We start from the raw sequence: 21,126 nt of genomic DNA, 5'->3' as shown, positions 1-21,126 counted from the left end.
TATTCCAATAGATAGTAGGAGGTCTTGTATGAAGAGGAAATGGTTTTCTGGGGCGCTGGTCGCAGGTCTTCTCGCAACAAGTATACCGTTTGGGGGTGTTGAAGCTGCATATTTGGAAGCGCTTCCTGCCTTTCCCGGCGCGGAAGGTGGCGGGAAATATGTAACCGGTGGAAGAGCTCAATCTGTGTATGAAGTGACGACGCTGGCTGATTACGGTCTCAAGGAAACACCCATTCCAGGTTCTTTCCGCGATGCGGTAAGCCAAAGCAATCGGACTATTGTCTTCCGTGTGGGAGGGACCATCCATCTGAAGGAATCCCTCAAGATTACCGGCTCCAATCTGACGATTGCCGGGCAAACGGCTCCAGGTGACGGGATCACAGTTACCGACTACACAACATCTGTTGAGGCGGACAATATTATTATGCGGTATATGCGTTTCCGGCTAGGAGACCGGGTAGCTAGTGAAGATGATGCCTTTGGATCACGATACCATAAGGATATTATTATTGACCATAGCTCATTCAGCTGGTCCGTGGATGAAGTGGTCAGTCTGTACGATAACGAGAATACTACTGTGCAATGGTCGATATCTGCTGAAAGTATGCTGATGACTAGCCATCAAAAAGGTCGCCATGGTTACGGGGGGATTTGGGGCGGTAAAAATGCCAGCTATTTCCATAATTTAATCGCTCATAGTACGAGTCGTAACCCTCGATTACCTACGATCACCAAGCTGATTGATCTGACGGAGATGACCAATAACGTTATTTATAACTGGGGATTCGCCTCGACTTATGGTGGCGGAGCAGAGGATTATCGATATAACATTACTAATAATTACTATAAAAATGGACCAAACACCTACAGCAGTGTGAATAAACAATTGTTCGGGGAAGTGGCTCCAGAAACCAGATTGTTTATTGATGGGAACATAATGGAGGGGAGTCCGGAAGTTACTGCGGACAATTGGAAGGGTGTGCAGAAGTTCTCCAATATCTCTAAGCTTGCAGAGCCTGCAACGATGCCTAATCCGTATAAAGCGGTGTCAGCGGAGGAGGCTTACGTAAATGTACTGGCTGATGCGGGAGCCACTCTGCCTAGACGAGATGCCTATGATGCACGAGTCATTAATGATGTGAAGAACCGTACCGGGCAGCATATTAATTCTCCTATTGAAATTGGCGGGTATCCCGATTATCCAGAGACAGCATCAAGCGTGGTGGATAGTGATCATGATGGAATGGATGACGCATGGGAGCTGGCGAAAGGTCTGTCTCCTTCCGATCCTGAAGATCGCAATGGAACGACGCTTTCTATGGAAGGTTACACCAATCTGGAAGTATATTTGAATGATCTAATTATTCAAGGTGAAGCAGAGGGGGAGCACATAGATAATCCTGTAACCGCTATCAATTATCCTGCGAATAATCAAATTTTTGAGTCAGGTAGTAAGGTGAACGTAACTGCTTCTGCGAGTGATAGCGATGGAATTGCTAAAGTGGAGTTTATTGTAAATGGTGTGAAGCTAGGGGAAGATCTCACTGCACCTTACAGTTTCGATTGGAACAATGTTCAAGACGGGACCCATTACCTCGTTGTTCAGGCCATAGACCATAAGGGTCTTAAGACACAATCGGATAACGTGGCTATTCATGTTAATACAATAGGCCCTACGCTCCCGTGGACGTCAGTGGATATTGGCCATCCAGGGATTGCCGGACAGACCACACTTCATCCGGAGAGTGGCAAAATCACGCTCAAGTCGGCTGGACTTATCGGAGCTACTTCGGAAAGCGAAAGCGCGGTTGATAACTTTCACTTTGCTTATCAAACCCTGAAAGGCAACGGAGAAATTATCGCTAAAATTGATTCCGTGACACCGACTGATGATTATGCTAAAGCAGGAGTCATGATTCGTGATGGCCTCAAGGATAATGCCAAGATGGCTTTGCTGGCGATCCCTTATGTTAAATATGGCAAGAAAGGCGTTCTAATTACACGTTCTACTGAAGGGGCCAAGGTAATAAAAACCGAGCCAGAAAGCTTCATCAATACGCCTTATTGGGTTAAATTGGTTCGTCTTGGTAATGAAGTGACGGGCCTAATATCACCAGATAAGTTGACTTGGAGTAAGGTCGGTACAGTAAGTCTTGGTCTTAGTGACACGGTTTATTTTGGTCTTGGAGCCGATGCAGCAAAAGTAGACAACAAGGTTAACAGATATAATACTTCTGTCTTCAGTGGTGTGGAGCTAAATTCGCTTGGGGATAAGTTTCCGAGTGTTCCTCGTGGACTTACGGCAACAGCAGGCGAGGAGAAGGTGAAGCTGGACTGGGAGACGGTAGAAACTGCTCAATCGTATAGTGTTAAACGTAGTGAGGTTTCAGGTGGTCCCTACAAGACGATCAGCACAGATGTCCTAGATAGCCAGTATAAGGATTCTGGATTGAGCCCAGGGAAAACCTATTATTACGTAGTTAGTGCGGTGAATGAGCTTGGAGAAAGCTTCGATTCCATGGAGGCTAGCGCTGAGCCTAACGGCGAGGCTGGGAATATTTATTACGTAGATGAGGACTATGAGCAGGTCGACGTGGGTGTGACTCCTGAATATTATGAGGTCACTCCGAAACCACAGACTGAAGCGCAAAAGGTTATCGTATCTGCCACACCATCCGGCAGTAAGGGGAATACTTCAGCCAAAGTACTGGATGTGTATGATGCAGCAAACGGTAATGTGCAGTTTATCCGTAAATTCGTGCCCATTACGGGTGCGTTAGTCATTGATACTGACTTTATGTTTGCGTCAGAATCGGGAACCTCAGTATTCCTTCAAGCCCAGAGTACAGACGGTACCAAAACGGCGTTCTCTATCGAGAGCAGAAAGCCAACGCTTCCTGAGGCCTCGAACAAGTTTACATTAACTATGAGCAGAGGGAGCAGCCAGTATCATCAACTGATGAATTCCTATTCATTGAATCAGTGGTATAACCTTAAGCTAAAGGTCGATGTGAAAAATGATAAAGTAGAGGTATACATCGATGATCAGCTTGCTGGCGCTTTTCCGTTTACAACTACGAATTTTGCCAGCTATGGTATTGGTCGTATTTTGTCCAAGACGCCGGGTGGAGGATCAGGCCATTATTATTTAGATAATCTTAAAGTGTATGTTGAACCGATCGAAACGCCACTTGGTTTGACAGGTCTCCCGGGGAACGAAGCAGCTCAGCTGAAATGGCCTATTCTTGAAGGTGCGACTTCTTACAATATTAAGAGAAGCCTTACGAGTGGGGGGCCTTACGATACCATAGCCAGTGCTATTACAGAGACATCATATATTGATACAGAGGTAACCAATGAAATTACTTATTATTATGTGATCTCCGCGATGGCGCCTACGGGTGAATCAGGGAATTCTAATGAAATTAGGGTTATCCCATCCGCACTTGCGGTGAAATTGCCAGCGCCAGAGTCACTTGCTGCTGTAAGCCGGAATACTCAGCTAGATCTGAGCTGGGATGTGGTGGAGAATGCAGCAAGCTATTCTATCAAGAAGTGGAATGAAGCCATAAGCAGCTATGAACCTGTGGCAAAAGACATCGTCGGAACAACTTATCGTATTGGAGGACTAACCAACGGGCATGCCTATCGGTATGTTGTATCGGCGACAAATGTTGCCGGAGAAGGCAAAGCGTCGGAGCCTGTTATTGCCACTCCGGCAGCTCCTTTGGAAACGCCGGTGGTTTCCATTCAAGCTGGTGATGGTGTGATGACATTGAGTTGGGCAGTGATCGAGGATGCGAGCCAGTATATAGTTAAACGTGCTTTATCTTCGAACGGACCTTATGAAGTGCTTGGTGCTGATATAAGCGGCACAAGCTTTATTGACCGCAAGACAGTAAACGGCACGCCGTATTATTACAAGGTCCAGGCTACAGACGGTACCCGTAGTAGTCTGGACTCAGCTGTTACCCCAGCGGTTTCATACCAGAACTTCGGTCAGCCGCAGGCTCCACAAGAAGTTATGGCAGAGCCGGGCAACAATGAAGTTCGTCTAATCTGGAGCGCAGCTGATGGAGCGAGCAGCTACCAAATTATACGCTCGGAGAGCGGGGGAAACTATGTGGTCGTAGCTGAAGGGATTGAAGCAGCAGGCTATACCGATAAAGAATTAACCAACGGTAATGCCTATCAATATGCGGTAATAGCCATCGGAGATAAGGGGGCCAGTGTTCCATCCGAGATGGTTCATGTCGTTCCAGCTCCTGTGATTATCGTGGATCAGAATGGGGCAGGAGATTATAAGACAATTAATGAAGCCATCCAGGCAGCGCCTGATAATAATGCCATAACTACGATTATTAAGGTAAAGAACGGCATCTATAATGAGAAGGTTCTAGTTCCTTCTAATAAGAAGAAGATCAACCTGATCGGGGAGAGCCGAGAGGGTACCGTTCTTGTTAATGGAGATTCAGCCAAAACCATCGGCTCAGATGGCAAAGAAGTGGGCACCAGTGGCAGCTATACACTGAAAGCTGCGGCAACAGATTTTACACTGGAGAATATGACGGTTCAGAATAGTGCAGGATTGAATGCTGGTCAGGCAGTTGCTTTGTATGCTGAAGGGGACCGGGGTGTATACCGGAATGTGAAGCTTCTTGGATATCAGGATACCCTGTTCGCGGATAAGGGGAGAGCCTATTTCGTCGACAGTCATATTCAAGGTACGGTAGACTTCATTTTCGGTAATTCTCCTGCGGTATTTGAGAATAATGTGATACAAAGTACAGGTGCCGGTTATGTTACTGCACCTTCCACTGAATCAGGTAAGCCAGGCTATGTGTTCATCAACAATCAGCTAACAGCGAATGATGGTGTAGCTGCTGGAACAGTGGATCTGGGGAGACCCTGGAGAGATTATGGCAGCTCAATCTTCATCAACACGGAGATGGATGCACATATTCGTGCGACTGGATGGCATGAATGGTATGAAGGTCGATCCAAGACAGCACGTTTCTCCGAGTATTTGAGCTATGGTGAGGGAGGTAACGCATCTTTACGTTATAGCTGGTCTAAGCAATTAACGGCAGAAGAGGCAGCAGCCTATACGATTCAGGCCGTTCTTGGTGGGAATGATGGATGGAATCCGCAGAAATCAACAATCTTGGTCAATCAAGCACAGCTTCCTGCGATACATGTGTCTTCAATTACAGTAAAGAGTAAAGATGGAGCCAGCAGCATTGATTCAGAGGGTGGGGTTTTGCAGCTGGCAGCTTCTGTTCTTCCAGAGAATGCGACGAATCCTAATGTTAGCTGGGCTGTGACTGATTCTGATGGTATAACCTCTACGGATAAGGCGGTTATTGATGAGAATGGTTTGCTTACAGCCAGAAAAAACGGGACGATTCAAGTGACTGCACGAGCGGCGGATGGCAGTGGAGTGACAGGAAGTCTAGAGATCAACATCAGTGGTCAAGGTGAACCTATAGCAGAATTACCTGTTGCAACGCTGAAAGGACCTGTTACCGTATCGTCAGGTCAAGCGTTTGCTTATCGTGTCGGGCTCACGAATGTAACTACTTCCGTCTACAAAGAAGTATATGCTGTAGACTTTAAGCTGGAATTCGATGCAACGGGTGTAGAATTTGTATCCGTCCAGACTATACCAGACGAATTGAGAATTACTCATATTGAACAAGAAACTCCAGGTCTAATAAGAGTTAGTGTAACCGGGACCAAGGCAGAGAATGTCCTGACTGACGATGCAGAATTCGTGGAAATGATCTTTAAGGCCAAGAAGATGACCAGTGAAATGGCTGTACCGCTTGGATTTATCTCATTCCGCGGCTCGAACGCAGATGGCGAATTCGACATTCTGCACGAGGCACAGTCCATTGTTCGAATCATTCCGATATCAGTCTTGGAAATTAAAGTGGCAACCAAAGACAATGTGAGCCGAATTAAAAAAGGGGAGACCCTGCAGCTGCTGGCTACGGTCCTACCAGAACATGCATCAGATCCCTCGGTCATATGGTCGGTGGTCAATGAGGATGGATCTGCGGCTGAGCGCGCATCCATTACGGATGCTGGTCTGCTCAGCGCTATAGCAGCGGGTAAAGTAACTGTGAAGGCGACGGCCAAAGATGGCTCAGGTGTTGCAGGTATAATGTCTATTGAGATTATTGCGGATACTCAGATTTCAGAATCAGGGGATACGTCTTCATCATCAACAGTGGAGCCGAAGAAATTACCGGAAGCAGCAGTGAACGCAGGGAGAGTCATTCTTTCTGTGACAGCAGATACGAAGGGCAAGGCTGTTGCGACGATCACGGCGACTATTCTACAGCAAGCCATAAACTCGATGCAGAGCGGAGGGTTAAGCATCGAAGTGAAGCCATCCGCGGACAGCTCGGTGGTTGAACTGACCCTACCAGCTCATGAACTGGCACAAGCTGCAACAAATGGTATGCAGTCATTGGAAATAGATATGGGTCTGTCCACCTTCAGAATAAATGCTGATCTGCTTCGTGCAATGGCTGGATCTGACGCTTCGAATATTAAGCTTGTAGTAGGCAGAGTGGATGCAAAGACACTGGTACTTCAGACCGATGTCGGGGATATTTATGAATTTACATTCTTTGTTGATGGTAAGCGATTTGATAGTTTTGGACGTGGACTGAAGGTAGGATTGGATTTCAAACCAAAGACGACTTCGGAAGTAGAGCAAATAGTAATTTACCAAATTCGTGCAGATGGGACAATGGAAGTCGTTAGAAACTCCCAATACAACGCAGGAATAGGGCAGATGATGTTTAGACCAGAGGATTCCAGCAGATTTACAGTAGGGTATGCAGAGAATTCTTTTAATGATATCGCTGGACTAGGTTGGGCACAAAATAGTATTCATGCTCTTGCAGCCAGAGAAATTCTGCAGGGAGTAGGAGATCATAACTTCGGACCACAGCTGGATGTAACTCGGGCACAGTTCCTGAAGATGCTGATGCTGGCTCTTGAACTGGATGATGCCAGCGCAGTAAGTACATTCCAGGATGTGGCGCTGAATGACTGGTACTATAGCTCTGTTGCTGCCGCCGGGAAGCTTGGTATTGTTCAGGGCAGACCTGATGGTACTTTCGGTGCCAATGAATTCATTAGCCGTGAGGAAATGGCATTGATGGCCTATCGTGCGGCACAAGTCGCCAAGCTTCCGGTAACGGGGTTAGGCGAGTCAGCTATTTTTACTGATGCATCTGGTATTTCGGGCTATGCGCTAGAGGCTGTTCAATCTATGAGTGGTGCAAACATCATTCAAGGAGTTGGCAAGGACAGCTTTGCACCTAAAGCACATGCTACTCGGGCTCAGGCAGCAGTGATTGTGTATCGGTTGTTTCAGTTATTGTAAACATTTCAAGTTGACACCCTGTGTGATTTATCATATTATAATTCGTATTGTTATAAGTAAATAAACCAAACTCTATCCAGTGGATGGAGTGGCGGAATTTTGTCAAAGATGTATTCTTTGGTTTCAGTCGCCCCTTGTCATTTCGATGACAAGGGGCTTTATTATGTGATTTGGACGGCTCAATAGGACGGTTCAACAGAAAGGAAAGAAGATTACGATGAATATGAAGTTACTCAAATATGCTTTCCTAGTATTTATAGGAGCATGTAGTTATGGATCGCTGTCTACGATCGTTAAGCTTGGAATGAACGATGGATTTAGAATGCAGCAACTGGTCGGGTCGCAATACTTTTTTGGATGGTGCATGCTGCTCTTGTTAGTTGTTTTATTTTCCCGAAAAAAACTCGGATTAAAGGTAGGTGCTTCGTTATTAGGCGCGGGGATTACCATTAGTATGACGGGTATTTTCTATGGGTTTGCCGTTGAACAATTACCTGCTTCGATTGCGATTGTTCTCTTATTCCAATTTACTTGGATTGGTGTGATTCTGGAGGCTGTTGTAGATAGAAAATGGCCTAGTCGAGAGAAAATAATTTCAATGGTTATCCTTTTGATAGGAACCATATTAGCTGGGGGGATTCTAGAACCTAGTGTAGGCGAAATGACTACGAGTGGTATTGTTTTCGGTTTGATGTCTGCGGTGTCGTTTGCCTTTTATATTTTTGTCAGTGGGAGAGTGGCTACGCAGGTACCTGCTGTGAATAAAAGCTTGTATATGACTACAAGTGCAATGATTATTATTATGGTTGTTTTTTCCCCTTCCTTTATTTATGACGGAGCACTTACAGACGGACTTTGGAAGTATGGTCTTCCTTTGGGGTTGCTTGGTATAGTTATTCCTGTACTTTTCTTTTCTATCGGTGTTCCGAAGCTGGGATCAGGTCTGGGAACGATTCTTGGTGCGGCGGAGTTACCGGCAGCTGTAGTAGCCTCCGTGTTAGTCCTGCAAGAAGAGGTATCTCTACTTCGCTGGGTTGGAATTTTCGTTGTTCTGATCGGAATTGCTGCACCACAAATCATACCGATGCGAACAGGGAAAAAGTCACTCAAACGATCCTCCAAAACCGTCACTCCGTAAGGCAGAACTTTAAACTGTAAACTAGCATCGATGATATGATCAGGTCCTTATAGGATGAGATTATCAATCGGTGTTTTTTTTTTGCAGAAAAAGATTGGTGTTAATTTTTCTGGTATGGCGGATCAACGGCTATTATATAGTGGTACTATTCTATTTAATGGAGATGACCACTGATGAACCGAAACGACTATGACTATTTTAAGTCTTTACACGATCAAGAAAATCCGCTAATCCTGTATAACTGCTGGGATGTAGCCTCAGCTAAAGCGATAGAACAAGCGGGTTCACAGGCTATAGCCACAAGTAGCTTCGCTATGGCAGACGCATGGGGATATTCAGATGGTGAACAGTTTTCATTAGAGCAGCTACTGTGGTATGTTTCAAGAATAGCAGAACATGTATCGGTGCCATTGACGGTAGATATTGAGGGTGGATATGCTGTAGATGTAGAGTCCTTAGCCAATAACATGGAACAATTATTCCAGCTAGACATCTGTGGGATCAATTTCGAGGATCAAAAGGTGAATCATCCGGACGATGAATTATGGGCAATCGAGGAACAAAGTCATCGTATTCGAACTATAAAGCAAGTGGCAGTCAAACTTCAAAAGAATGTATTTATGAATGCCAGAACCGATCTCTTTTTCAAAAATAGGAAGCATTCTTTGGATTTAGTGAATGAAGCTATAGAGCGTACCTGTGCTTACGCTGCTGCTGGAGCGGATGGGATTTTTATTCCGGGGCTTACCGATCGAATTTTGATAGAACATTTTGTGCAGCAGTCACCACTGCCTGTAAATTTCATGGTGATGGACGGAATGATTTCAAATGCTGAATTACAGGAGCTTGGTGTAAAAAGAATTAGCTATGGACCGTATAGTTACTTTCAGGCACAGCATAATCTTCAAGAAGATGCTCGAACCATTCTGCAGCCATCCGCGCACATTATTTAGAAATGAGCTAACGACACTATGATCACTAATAAACAGCAAATCGATAAATATTATGAGATGTTAGTCGAAAAAAACTCCAATTATGAAGGCGTATTTTTCGTAGGCGTGAGGACAACAGGGATCATGTGCAGGCCAACTTGTCCCGCTAAAAAGCCATATAAAGAAAATTGCGAGTTTTTTGCAACAGCCAAAGAAGCTTTGTTAGCGTCGTATAGACCTTGTAAAAGATGCCAGCCTTTGTCCAATCCCACGAAAATGTCTTCAGAGGTTAAGCTTCTTGTTGAAGCTATTGAGCTTAATCCGGAAAGAAAATGGACAGATAAAGATTTTGATGAGCTGTCCATGAGTGCAAATACAGCACGCCGGCAATTTAAGAAGCAATTCGGAATGACATTTATTGAATATGCACGTTCTAGACGTTTAGGGCTGGCGTTCAAACATATCAGGAATGGGGATTCAATTATTAACGCACAACTGGACAGCGGGTACGATTCGAGTAATGGGTTTAGGGATGCTTTTTCACGAACGATGGGGACTGTCCCCAATCATTCCAAGCAGATTAAAGTATTGTATTGTACCTGGATAGAAACGATCTTAGGGTCTATGCTTGCGATCTCAGATGAAGAGTGTCTTTTACTGCTGGAATTTGTGGATCGAAAAGGGCTTGAGAACGAAATTAAGAAACTACGCACCCGCTTAAATGCAACTATTTTGCCTGAAAATGTACCCGTACTAGCGCAGATTGAGGAGGAATTAAATCTTTATTTCGAAGGAAAACTCACAGAATTCAGAACGCCGATTCGTTATATAGGCTCTGATTTTCAGCAAAGGGTATGGAATGAACTTCGGAGAATTCCTGTAGGACAAACGGTCTCTTACAAGGAGCTTGCAGAGAAAATTAACAATCCTGCTGCTTGCCGCGCTGTAGCAAGGGCTAATGGAGCGAATCAATTATCAATCCTAGTTCCATGTCACCGGGTGATAAACAGCAACGGTGAATCAGGGGGATATGGCGGCGGGATCGCAAGAAAAGAATGGTTAATCCATCATGAGAACAACCTTAGTTCGTAGGTAGCTTATCAACTAAAAAATACTACATTCGATGTGTCTGAAGTTTGGGTACGTCGTTTTTTTTATGTTTTTTCAGGCTCCAAAGTACTGTTTTAATCAAAAGAAGGAAAATTTATGAATTCACAACAATATCCAATTATGATAGCATAATATATATTTTCATAAGAAAACGCAGCCTTATTTTAAGAAGATTGGAGCGAAAATCATGCTGAAGGTTCTGATCGTGGATGATGAACCCTGGGTACTTGAAGGGCTGAGAACGATGATTGACTGGGGGAAATATGGCTTTGAAGTGTGTGCTGAAGCTCAAAATGGCTCAGAAGCGATGAGACTTATTCAGGAATATAAACCGGAATTGGTCTTAACAGACATTAATATGCCGGTTATAAACGGACTAGAGCTTATCGCACAGTTAAATGAAGTGATGCCAAATCCTCCGAAATTTGTGGTGTTGACCGGGTACGACGATTTTAATTATGCACGTACGGCATTGCAACAACGAGTGAATGACTATTTATTAAAGCCTATTGATGATGAAGAAATCGATTCTTTATTAAGCAGGATTACGCCTATGATCCAAAATGAAATCGCTTCCAATGAGGCGTTTGATAAGAAGCAATTTTTTATCGTAAACAATATCGCCAACCGTCTAATTCAAGGTGAGTATAACGAAAATTTAGAGCATCTAACCCGGAGCACATTGAACATTCAAGTGAATGCAGAGTTAATGTGTATTCTTATCGAACCAGCCACGTCTATGAATCCATTCCAGCCACGGATCATTGACTATTTTCCCAAGGAATGTACTAGTTTCTTTCAAGATCGATCGGGAAGAACAGGGATCATTCTTCAGTCAGCTTCTATAGGAAATGAGAATCTGGACGCGATCGTCAACCAGATTTGTTCGGATATCGCTGAACAATTTCATGAACCGGTTCTCCTAGCGATTAGTACTAGATTGATAGGGGTATGTTCGATTCGAGAAATCTATACGCAGGCACTTGATGTATGGAAACGAAAGAAACATCAGCAAAAGAATGGAATCTTTTATTATTGTGAGCTTGGAATCCTAAAGAAGAAAGAACATCATGAGGATCACTTCAAGCGGCTGCTGGATAAAGTCTTGGCGAATGATATAGAACAGATCCAGCCATGTGTAAAAGAAGCGTTTGCCTCTTTTGTAGAGTATCAGTTGACGATTGAGGTCGTGCAAGCCCAAGTGGCTAATTTGGAGCTTACGATCTGTACACATATTGCCCAAATGAATGGTGTACCGGATACGATGATGACAAAGCTTCAGCTAGAGTATGGGAATCTAGGTGAATTAAATGATTATTTGGTATTAAGCCGCTATGTTCAAAGTCTGTGTACGCTGGCGACAGTCTATCTATCTGAATTAGAGCAGCAGAATGAACGAAATACGATTTACAAGGTGATTCAGTATGTGGATCGTGAATTTCGGAATAAATTGAAGCTTCAGGACTTAGCGAGGCAATTTCATATCAATTCTACCTATTTGGGACAGCTATTCAGGAAACAAACGGGTCAGGGCTTTAGTGAATATTTAAATGCCAAAAGGATTGAGGAAGCCAAAAGTCTGCTTAAGAGAACGCAACTGAAAATATCGGATATAGCGGTGCAGGTGGGATTCTCAAACACAGACTATTTTATTGATAAGTTCAAGCTGCTTGTAGGGGTAGTACCATCCGTCTATAAAAATGAAAATAAAAACCATTAGCTCTAGGGGAAGCAAGGTGTTCATATGGAAAGAAAGAAATTTAGATTTAGAAAAGTAGTGAATGACATTCCACTGAACTATAAATTTTCCCTCATTTACATTATAGGTGTCCTCCTCCCTATTATTATTATCAACCTTGTTTTTTTGGACCGGATTTCCGATTTGATCAAATCTAGAGAACAGCAGAACTTAGAAATATCTTTAGAGAGAGCCAGAAAGGATATTCAAGATTTCATTGAGGGTGGAGTAGCAGTCAGCTACACGCTTTCCTCAGATAAGAATTTGTATGAATTGTTAGAGCGAAGGTATGGGAACTCTATTGAATTTTATGACACCTTCGACGAACAGCTTCGAGGCCGGATGAACAGTTATATGCCAGTTAACAATCAGCTTGAACGGATTACTGTATTTACGAATAATGAATCCATTGTTTCCGGCAGCAACTATCAGGTCATCACTGACAAGGTAAAGGAGAGCGAATGGTACAAGCAGTTCAGAGTTGCGAATAAACATGTGTTTCTTGCTGCTTATCATATGAGCGAGGCCCCAAATGTGGCTTCTACTGCCCCCTATTTGAGCGTAATTGAACGAATGGACGTATACAGCTCATTGAATACATTTGAAAAGCTGCTTAGAATCGACTTGGATCTCAGTAAAATATATGACGTCATTATCAGAGAAAAGGATTATTTGAGTCTTTATCTGGTGAATGAGCAGGATGAAATCATTATGTCTGCACTGAGCGGATATCAGAGAGGGACGAAAGATCCTTATCCGGTGTTCAAGCTACTTGATGATGAACGCAAGGAAGATGTACATATTGTGTCGGTCGGCGGGGCCAGTTATATAAAAGGCTGGCGAATTATAGGGGTTACACAAGGGGAGCGTATTGCTCAAGCAATACTGGAAATTCGAATTTATGCAGGTGTTCTGGCCTCCATAGTAACCTTGCTTACTACCGCCTTTTTATATGTGATGTTGAGATCCTACAATTATCGGGTAAAACGGTTGTCGAGGCATATGCAGAAGGTAACAAATGAGAAATTCGATTTGATTCGAATCGATGAAGGTCAGGATGAGATTGGCGGATTGATACGTAATTTTAACATGATGACCACTAGAATTAATTCTCTGATCAATGATGTATACAAGCTGGAGATTCAGAAGAATAGTCTGGAGATGGAAAGGGTAAGGGCTGAACTGAATTTTCTGCAAAGTCAGATGAATCCTCATTTTCTATTTAATACGTTAAACGCTATCCTAGTGGTATGTACCAAAAATAATTACTCGGATGTAACGGATATCATTAAGAGCTTATCGAAATTGCTTAGAAGACTGCTTAGCTGGAAGGAAGATCTCGTGACATTGGAAGAGGAAATGACCTTTATTGAGATGTATTTAAAAATTGAGAAGTTCCGGTTCAGGGATAAATTTGAATATCAATTTGAGATCGATGAGCAGTCGCTACAATATAAAATTCCGAAGCTAAGCATGCAGCCGTTAGTAGAAAATTCCTGTAAACATGGCCTGCAGACCATAGAAGGACTCGGCATCATTAAAGTTAAGACGGAAATTGTGGATGGCCGTTTGCAAGTTACGATTTCTGATAATGGCAAAGGGATCGAACCGGGCCAGCTTAAACAAATATTATTTAATGTTCAAAATGAAGAAGCCTCCTCAGGAACGAATATCGGAATTCGCAACGTGTATCGCAGACTGGAGTTATATTATGATGATCAGGTTCGCTTTGAAATCAACAGCGTCCCAAATGAAGGAACTGTTGTCACGTTTGGTATTCCGCTAAAGCTCCTGGAACGAAAAAATAGCTAGAAGGTGAGGGAGCTTATGAAATATAAAGTGTTATTGATCGATGATGAGCCTAGCGCTCTTGAGGGGATGCAATTATGGATAGACTGGCAGGCGCTTGGCTTTGAGGTGTGTGGAACCTCCAGTAATGGCAAAGAGGGCTTACAGTTAATGAAGCAGCTTCTGCCGGATCTTGTAATTACAGATGTAAATATGCCGCTGATGAATGGCCTGGAGATGGTTGCAGCCTGGCAGCAAGAAGAGACTAAGAAGATTAAGTTTGCCATACTAAGCGGTTATAGTGAGTTTGAATATGCTAAGACGGCTATACGCTACGGCATTAATCATTATCTGATGAAGCCGCTTTTCGAAGAAGAGGCGGCAGAAGAACTGAAGGAGATATATCAGGAGTTAGAACAGGAAAAAGAGAAGCGAAGCTTAAATCAAATGGCAACCTCTGAGGAAGTTGTCTCTCTTCTTAAGCGTATTCTGAATGAGAAAGCGGAAGATAAATCGGATTATACAGTACTTACCGGTTTATCGGAAGGCAAAAGCCTTTGGAATATTTGTTTACTACAGACAGACCCGACGATGTATACGGAAATAAGAGAGAAGGCGGTAGCTCTCCTAACGAATACGGAATCGATGTTTCTGATTGATCTGGAGACCTATTGCTTTGGCATCGTATACGGGTATCCCTCGGAGTCTGATGAGGGTGCTGCTATATACCCTACAATATCTCCCTTGTTGAATGAACACCCTATGCAAGCCATGTATATTGCAGTAGGGGCTAGTGAGAGTTCCTTGCTTCAAATTGCGAATAGTTATCGAACGGCGAAAGAAGCGTTAATGTATTATTTTTATAATTCTGATCATTCGGGGTTCTTGACCTATCAGGGAACCAAGGATAGTCAGTTCAGCTATCACTATGATCAAATTAAACTGATGGATGACTTAATGAAAGCTATTAATACATTGGATACAAAAGGCTTTAAACAAGCTGTGGGCTTAGCCTCCCGCAGTTTTCGTGAGATGCGCATCGCTCCAGAGGTTGTGAAGAAGATCGTTATTCATATTATGTATAAGATTGTTGAGTTTACTTCGGAAGCTAGTGAAGTTCAGGTGTCATCCTTGTTAACTCAAATAACAATCCCTGAAGTGCGGGATTCGATGATGAAGTTGAACGATTTAATGCGAAATTTACTAGCATGTGGTGAGGCAAGTATTGATATTCTTCTAAGAGAACAAAGCCAAAGATCGCAGGGGATTGTGCAGGAAATTAACAACTATATTGAACAGCATTTTCGTGAAAATCTTACGATTAAAAAGCTGTCGGAGGTATTCTTCCTGCATCCAGTGTATCTGGGACAATTATTGATCAAGAAAAATGGCATTAATTTTAATGAGCAGCTGCATGACCTCCGGATTAAGGAGTCCACACGTTTACTTCAACATGGCAAGCTGAAAAACAGTGAAATCGCAGAGAAAGTAGGCTACTCCAATTATAGCCAGTTCCTCAAACAATTTGAAAAAAAGATGCATATGAGCCCTAATGAATTTAAACATCAGAACACCTAAACTTTTTGGGGGTATACCTTTAGTTCTGGCGTATTCTCAGTACATTATCACCCCTATAATTTAACTTGTAAGGGCTTACAATATTGCTACACCAACAAAATATGGAGGTGCTTTATGGGGGGCAAGTCAATATCAAAGTTCAAACTTAGTCTGATTGCAGTGTTATCTCTGAGTTTTACCTTGGCAGGATGCGGTGGAAACAATAACAATAATACCACTGCTAAGGGGGAGAACAAACCGGCAGAAACAACCGCTGCAACTACTGCTGCTGGAACAGATGACAAGAAGATTGAACCATTTGAAGTTAGTATTTTCATAGGCGAGGCGGGCCAACAGCCAACTCCGGATAACAAAATCTACAAGAAAATCAAAGAAGAAACAGGTGCCTCTTTTAATTTTGAGTTTTTGGCAGGGGATATCAACCAGAAGCTTGGAGTTATGATTGCAGGTCAGGACTATCCTGATTTGATGACAGGTAATACCAAGTTAACAGGAGCAGGTGCATTTATTCCGCTGGAAGATTTGATAGAAGAGTACGCACCAAATTTGAAAGCGCATTATGCAGATTACTGGAACATGATGAAGGACCCAAATGACGGTCATATCTATGTTCTGCCTAACTATGGCGTCTATAACGGTAAAGTAAACAGCTCTTGGTATTCAGGACCAGCATTCTGGATTCAAAAGGCGATTCTTAAGGAGTTTGGTTATCCAAAGGTCCAAACACTGGATGAGTATTTCGACCTCATTGCCAAATATAAAGAAAAGTACCCAACGATTGATGGAAGTCCAACTATCGGATTTGAAATCCTTAATAACGACTGGAGAAACTGGGGTCTCTTTAACGCTCCTCAGCACCTGATTGGTCATCCGAATGATGGTGGAGTTGTGGTTAAGGATGGTGTAGCAGAGCTATTTGCGGATAAAGATTATGCTAAGCAATATTATAAAAAACTTAACGAAGTGAATGCACAGGGTCTGATCGATAAAGAAGCTTTCGTACAGAACTATGACCAATACATGGCGAAATTGTCCAGTGGTACTGTTCTCGGAATGTTTGATCAACACTGGAACTTCAATGCCGCAGAAGATTCCCTTACCACGCAAGGGAAGATCGAAAGAACTTATGTAGGACTGCCGCTTGTATATGATACAGCGACAAAAGATTATTATCGTGATCTTGCCGTTCTTAACTTGAATAACGGTTTCGGGATCAGTGTGAATGCTAAAGATCCAGTGAAAATTATCAAGCTTCTGGATACGCTGATACAAGAAGATTGGCAGAAGGTCCTCTCTTGGGGAATTGAAGGAGAAGATTACATCGTTGAGAATGGCAGATTTATGAGAACGCAAGAGCAACGCGATCAAGCTGCTGATGCTACATGGCAGTTGGCTAATAAAGCTAAAAAATTCATGGACTTTGCACCTAAGATAGAAGGTAGCTATAGTGACGGCAATGCGACAGATGCTGCTGCACAGCCTGAAGAATATAAGGCGGGTCTGAAGCCGTTCGACAAAGAAGTTCTTGATGCTTACGGATTTAATAGTTATGTAGATTTCTTCAGTGAACCTCCTGCCAATCCTGTAGCTTACCCAGCCTGGTCTATTGATTTAGTAGAAGGCTCTGACGCTAAAGTGGCTAACACCAAGATCAATGATACGTCCACCAAGTATCTGCCAAAAGTAATTTTGGCTAAACCATCCGAATTTGATTCTGCTTGGAGCGAGTATGTATCAGAAATCGGCAAAGCTAATGTCAAAGCCTATGAAGATAAAATCAACGAGCAAATTAAATGGAGAATTGAAAAGTGGAGTAAATAAGCAGAAATTCTATGAATAAGATCAGCAGGTGGAAGGCTATTAAGCCTTCCGCCTACTGAAATATAGGATTGCGTGGGGAGATTACTATATATGGATGAGATCTTAGCAGGGAAAAAAGTTGACCGGCATCCTAAAAGAAAAAAGAAACAGCCTGTTACTTGGTCTTTGATCAAGAATCAGAAGCAATTGATTTGGATGTCTTTGCCTTTGACACTTTATATCGTTCTTTTTGCTTACGTCCCAGTCTGGGGATGGACTATGGCTTTTCAGGATTATAAACCGGCCCGCGCTTTTAGCGAACAAACATGGGTTGGATTTAAGCATTTCAAGTTTCTTTTTACAGACGATAACTTTTTGAGGGTACTACGCAATACGCTTGCGATGGGTATCATTAATCTGATTTTAGGTTTTACAACTGCGATAATACTTGCTTTGCTGCTGAATGAAATCAAAAATGTGATCTGGAAGAGAGCCGTGCAGACCATATCTTACTTGCCCCACTTTCTGTCTTGGATTATTGTAACAGGAATTGTAGCTACCTCCCTCTCGGTTAATGACGGGATTATCAACATCGTACTGATGAAATTACATCTTATTGATTCACCGATCCTTTGGTTGAGTGAAGGGAAGTATTTCTGGGGTATTGTGGGGGCTTCACACGTCTGGAAAGAGGTTGGATGGAGTACAATCATCTACTTGGCTGCTATTGCTTCTATTGATCCAGCTTTATATGAGGCTGCTGAGATTGATGGGGCTAACCGGTACAGAAAAATGTTCAATGTAACCTTGCCGGGAATTAAATCAACCATTGTAATCCTGTTGATAATGTCCGTAGGTCATGTACTGGAAGCCGGATTTGAAGTTCAGTACTTGTTAGGAAACGGGCTTGTTGTAGACTGGTCGGAGACGATTGATATATTTGTATTGAAATACGGGATTGCACAAGGGAATTATTCCTTAGCCACTGCGGGTGGTATTTTCAAAACAGTCGTAAGTATAACGTTGCTACTATTAGCAAACTGGACTTCGAAACGGCTTGGGGAAGAGAGGCTGTTATAATTATGGAAAAAACTCAATTGATTCCTCAAAAATCTCCAAAAAGTAATGTTGGAACCCGCATGAGAAATAGGGGGATCGAACCAGTATTGTTCGGCACCTTCAATACAGTATTTATGATTTGTCTAGTTATTGTTACCTTGTATCCGTTTCTGAATACGATAGCAGTCTCGTTAAACGCGGGGAACGATACCATCCGTGGTGGCATTTACCTGTGGCCTAGACAGTGGACTTTACAGAACTATAAAGCAGTGTTCGCTTCAGGTACCATTTATGATGCCTTTTGGATTTCTGTTGCACGGACAGTAATATCGACGATCCTGAATCTCTTTTTAACCACAATGCTTGCTTATACGTTAAGCCGGAAAGAATATGTTTTCCGTAAGCTGATCACCGTGGTATTTGTTCTTACTATGTATTTTAATGCGGGACTTATTCCGAACTATTTCCTGATTAAAGATCTTCATTTGCTCAATACGTTTTGGGTATACGTCGTACCTACTATGATAAGTGCGTTTAATATGATCGTTATCCGCACATATATTGGTACCTTGCCAGAAAGTCTCTTGGAATCGGCGAGAATTGATGGTGCTGGGGAATTTAAAATCTTCATGAGAGTCGTCTTCCCGTTATGTAAACCGGTACTGGCTACGATCGCCCTTTTTGTTGCAGTAGGTGCATGGAACGCATGGTTTGATGCTTTTATCTACACCTCTTCCCGCCAGAACTTGAGCACATTGCAGTATGAATTAATGAAGCTGATATCATCTAGTATGAATGCGAATAGTAACCCTAGTGTAGCCAACGGGGCAGGGATGAATGCGGAGTCGGCGCAGTTAGTTACTCCAATGTCCATACGGGCAGCTGTTACTATCGTTGCTTCGGTTCCAATTTTGATAGTCTATCCATTCTTGCAAAAGTATTTTGTAGTCGGATTGAACGTAGGTAGCGTGAAGGAATAAGTAGCTTACTATCACTATTGAGTAATGGGAATGGAAAGGTTGTTTGTTAAAATATGACCCCATCTTCAATCACATATTCAAATCCAATACTTCCGGGCTTCTATCCCGATCCAAGCATCACTCGGGCAGGGGATGACTACTATTTAGTTTGCAGCTCTTTCGAGTATTTTCCTGGCGTACCTATTTTTCATAGTCAGGATTTGATTCACTGGACACAAATAGGTCATGTGCTGGATCGTATAAGTCAGCTAGATACACGTAAAAGCAAGAGCTCTGGAGGAATATTTGCACCAACCATTCGTTATCATGATGGAACCTTCTATATGATAACGACCGAGGTACACGGGAAGGGGAACTTCTATGTTACGGCTACGGACCCGGCGGGTCCGTGGTCCGATCCAATTGTTATTCCTTATGGGGGCATTGACCCTTCCCTAATGTTTGATGAGGATGGAAAGGTATATGTAACCACCCAGCAGGGAGCAGATTATGACTCTCATGCCATCCAATATGAGATAGATATTGCTACGGGAGCAGCATTAACAGAACCTGTTGTCATCTGGACTGGGGATGGTGGACCTTGGACGGAAGGGCCACATTTGTACCGAATAAATGGAATGTATTATATCATGACGGCTTCAGGAGGAACGGCGAAGGAGCATCGGGAGATCGTTGGCCGCAGCTCCTCTCCATATGGACCGTTCGAACGATTACCATATCCAATATTAACGCATAGTCAAACCGAGAGTCCCATTCAATATTTAGGGCATGCCGATCTGATTGAAGATCAGAACGGGGATTGGTGGGCCGTGTTTCTTGGCGTAAGACTAGTGGAATCCAAGTATACCGTACTAGGAAGAGAAACCTTTCTTGCCCCTGTAACGTGGAATGAAGACGGATGGCCGATGATTGATAATAATGAAGATATTGTAGGATTGGAAATGAAGGTGCCGCGGGTTCCTGGTTCCTCTCCTAAACCTGCTTCAAGCGGAAGATATGACTTTGATGACGAAGTCTTACCCTTGTCATTAGCCTTTCTCCGTAATCCTGCTGAGGCAAGCTGGTCTTTAGAGGAACGTCCGGGATGGCTGTCTTTTCGGGGTCAAGCTGAAGGTCTTAGTGATATCGGACAGGTGGCTTTTATAGGTAGAAGACAGCAGCATACTTCAGCAGAATGGAGCACACTACTGGAGTTTAACCCAAGTAGGGACGGTGACGAGGCTGGGCTTTGCGCCAGATTGGATGAGAATGCACATTATGAGATTGCTCTATCGCAAAGAAATGGACAAAGAGTAATCGTAGCTTGTTTAACCGTTGATGGAATAACACAGGTGGCGGCAGAGGTTCCAACGACAGCTGGACATCTTTATTTGAAAATTCGAGCGGAGCTAACCGAATATACCTTATTGTACGCTTTGGATGGGCAGGAGTGGATTGAGCTATCTAAGGCTCTAGCCTACCCATTATCTCCTCAAGCTGTAAAAGGAAACGGATTTACGGGTGTTCTTATCGGCTTATACGCGTCAGGTCATGGTCAAGTGACTGAGCTACCTGCCTGCTTTGATTGGTTTGATTATCGGTCTTAATAAGTCGAACACGGA

The 21,126-nt window shown here is 43.2% G+C and carries 11 protein-coding genes; all 11 read left to right on the top strand.

Features of this window, described 5'->3' with window-relative positions:
* Positions 1-28 precede the first annotated feature (28 nt).
* The 11 genes from MHB64_RS26305 (at position 29) to MHB64_RS26255 (ending at position 21,111) form a co-directional block, all read left to right on the top strand.
* Positions 29-7,402 carry a pectinesterase family protein gene (locus tag MHB64_RS26305; RefSeq protein ID WP_341135717.1) on the top strand — a complete coding sequence of 2,458 codons (7,374 nt, stop codon included), beginning with the start codon at positions 29-31 and terminating at the stop codon, positions 7,400-7,402.
* 223 nt (positions 7,403-7,625) lie between these two features.
* Complete coding sequence (locus tag MHB64_RS26300) at positions 7,626-8,540, top strand: EamA family transporter (RefSeq protein ID WP_341135716.1); 915 nt, start codon at positions 7,626-7,628, stop codon at positions 8,538-8,540.
* Between the two features lie 173 nt (positions 8,541-8,713).
* Positions 8,714-9,493, top strand: coding sequence for an isocitrate lyase/PEP mutase family protein (locus MHB64_RS26295; protein ID WP_341135715.1), 780 nt, complete (start codon positions 8,714-8,716; stop codon positions 9,491-9,493).
* 18 nt (positions 9,494-9,511) lie between these two features.
* A complete protein-coding gene (locus MHB64_RS26290; RefSeq protein WP_341135714.1) occupies positions 9,512-10,564 on the top strand; it encodes a bifunctional transcriptional activator/DNA repair enzyme AdaA in 1,053 nt (350 codons plus the stop codon).
* 205 nt (positions 10,565-10,769) lie between these two features.
* Entirely contained in the window at positions 10,770-12,302 is a 1,533-nt protein-coding gene (locus MHB64_RS26285) for a response regulator transcription factor (RefSeq protein WP_341135713.1), read from the top strand.
* Positions 12,303-12,326: 24 nt separating this feature from the next.
* Complete coding sequence (locus tag MHB64_RS26280; protein WP_341135712.1) at positions 12,327-14,132, top strand: sensor histidine kinase; 1,806 nt, start codon at positions 12,327-12,329, stop codon at positions 14,130-14,132.
* Between the two features lie 15 nt (positions 14,133-14,147).
* Complete coding sequence (locus MHB64_RS26275; protein WP_341135711.1) at positions 14,148-15,686, top strand: response regulator transcription factor; 1,539 nt, start codon at positions 14,148-14,150, stop codon at positions 15,684-15,686.
* Positions 15,687-15,800: 114 nt separating this feature from the next.
* Positions 15,801-17,507 carry a sugar ABC transporter substrate-binding protein gene (locus MHB64_RS26270; RefSeq protein WP_094871808.1) on the top strand — a complete coding sequence of 569 codons (1,707 nt, stop codon included), beginning with the start codon at positions 15,801-15,803 and terminating at the stop codon, positions 17,505-17,507.
* Between the two features lie 90 nt (positions 17,508-17,597).
* Entirely contained in the window at positions 17,598-18,566 is a 969-nt protein-coding gene (locus tag MHB64_RS26265; protein WP_094871806.1) for an ABC transporter permease, read from the top strand.
* 59 nt (positions 18,567-18,625) lie between these two features.
* The gene (locus tag MHB64_RS26260) at positions 18,626-19,525 is read left to right on the top strand and encodes a carbohydrate ABC transporter permease (protein ID WP_094871852.1); all 900 of its coding nucleotides are present in this window, start codon (positions 18,626-18,628) and stop codon (positions 19,523-19,525) included.
* Positions 19,526-19,578: 53 nt separating this feature from the next.
* The gene (locus MHB64_RS26255) at positions 19,579-21,111 is read left to right on the top strand and encodes a glycoside hydrolase family 43 protein (RefSeq protein WP_341135710.1); all 1,533 of its coding nucleotides are present in this window, start codon (positions 19,579-19,581) and stop codon (positions 21,109-21,111) included.
* The last annotated feature ends 15 nt before the right edge of the window (positions 21,112-21,126 follow it).

The sequence above is a fragment of the Paenibacillus sp. FSL K6-2859 genome (assembly GCF_038008265.1).
In the GTDB taxonomy this organism is placed as follows: domain Bacteria; phylum Bacillota; class Bacilli; order Paenibacillales; family Paenibacillaceae; genus Paenibacillus_AQ; species Paenibacillus_AQ nitricinens.
This window is presented reverse-complemented; position numbering and strand designations above follow the sequence as displayed.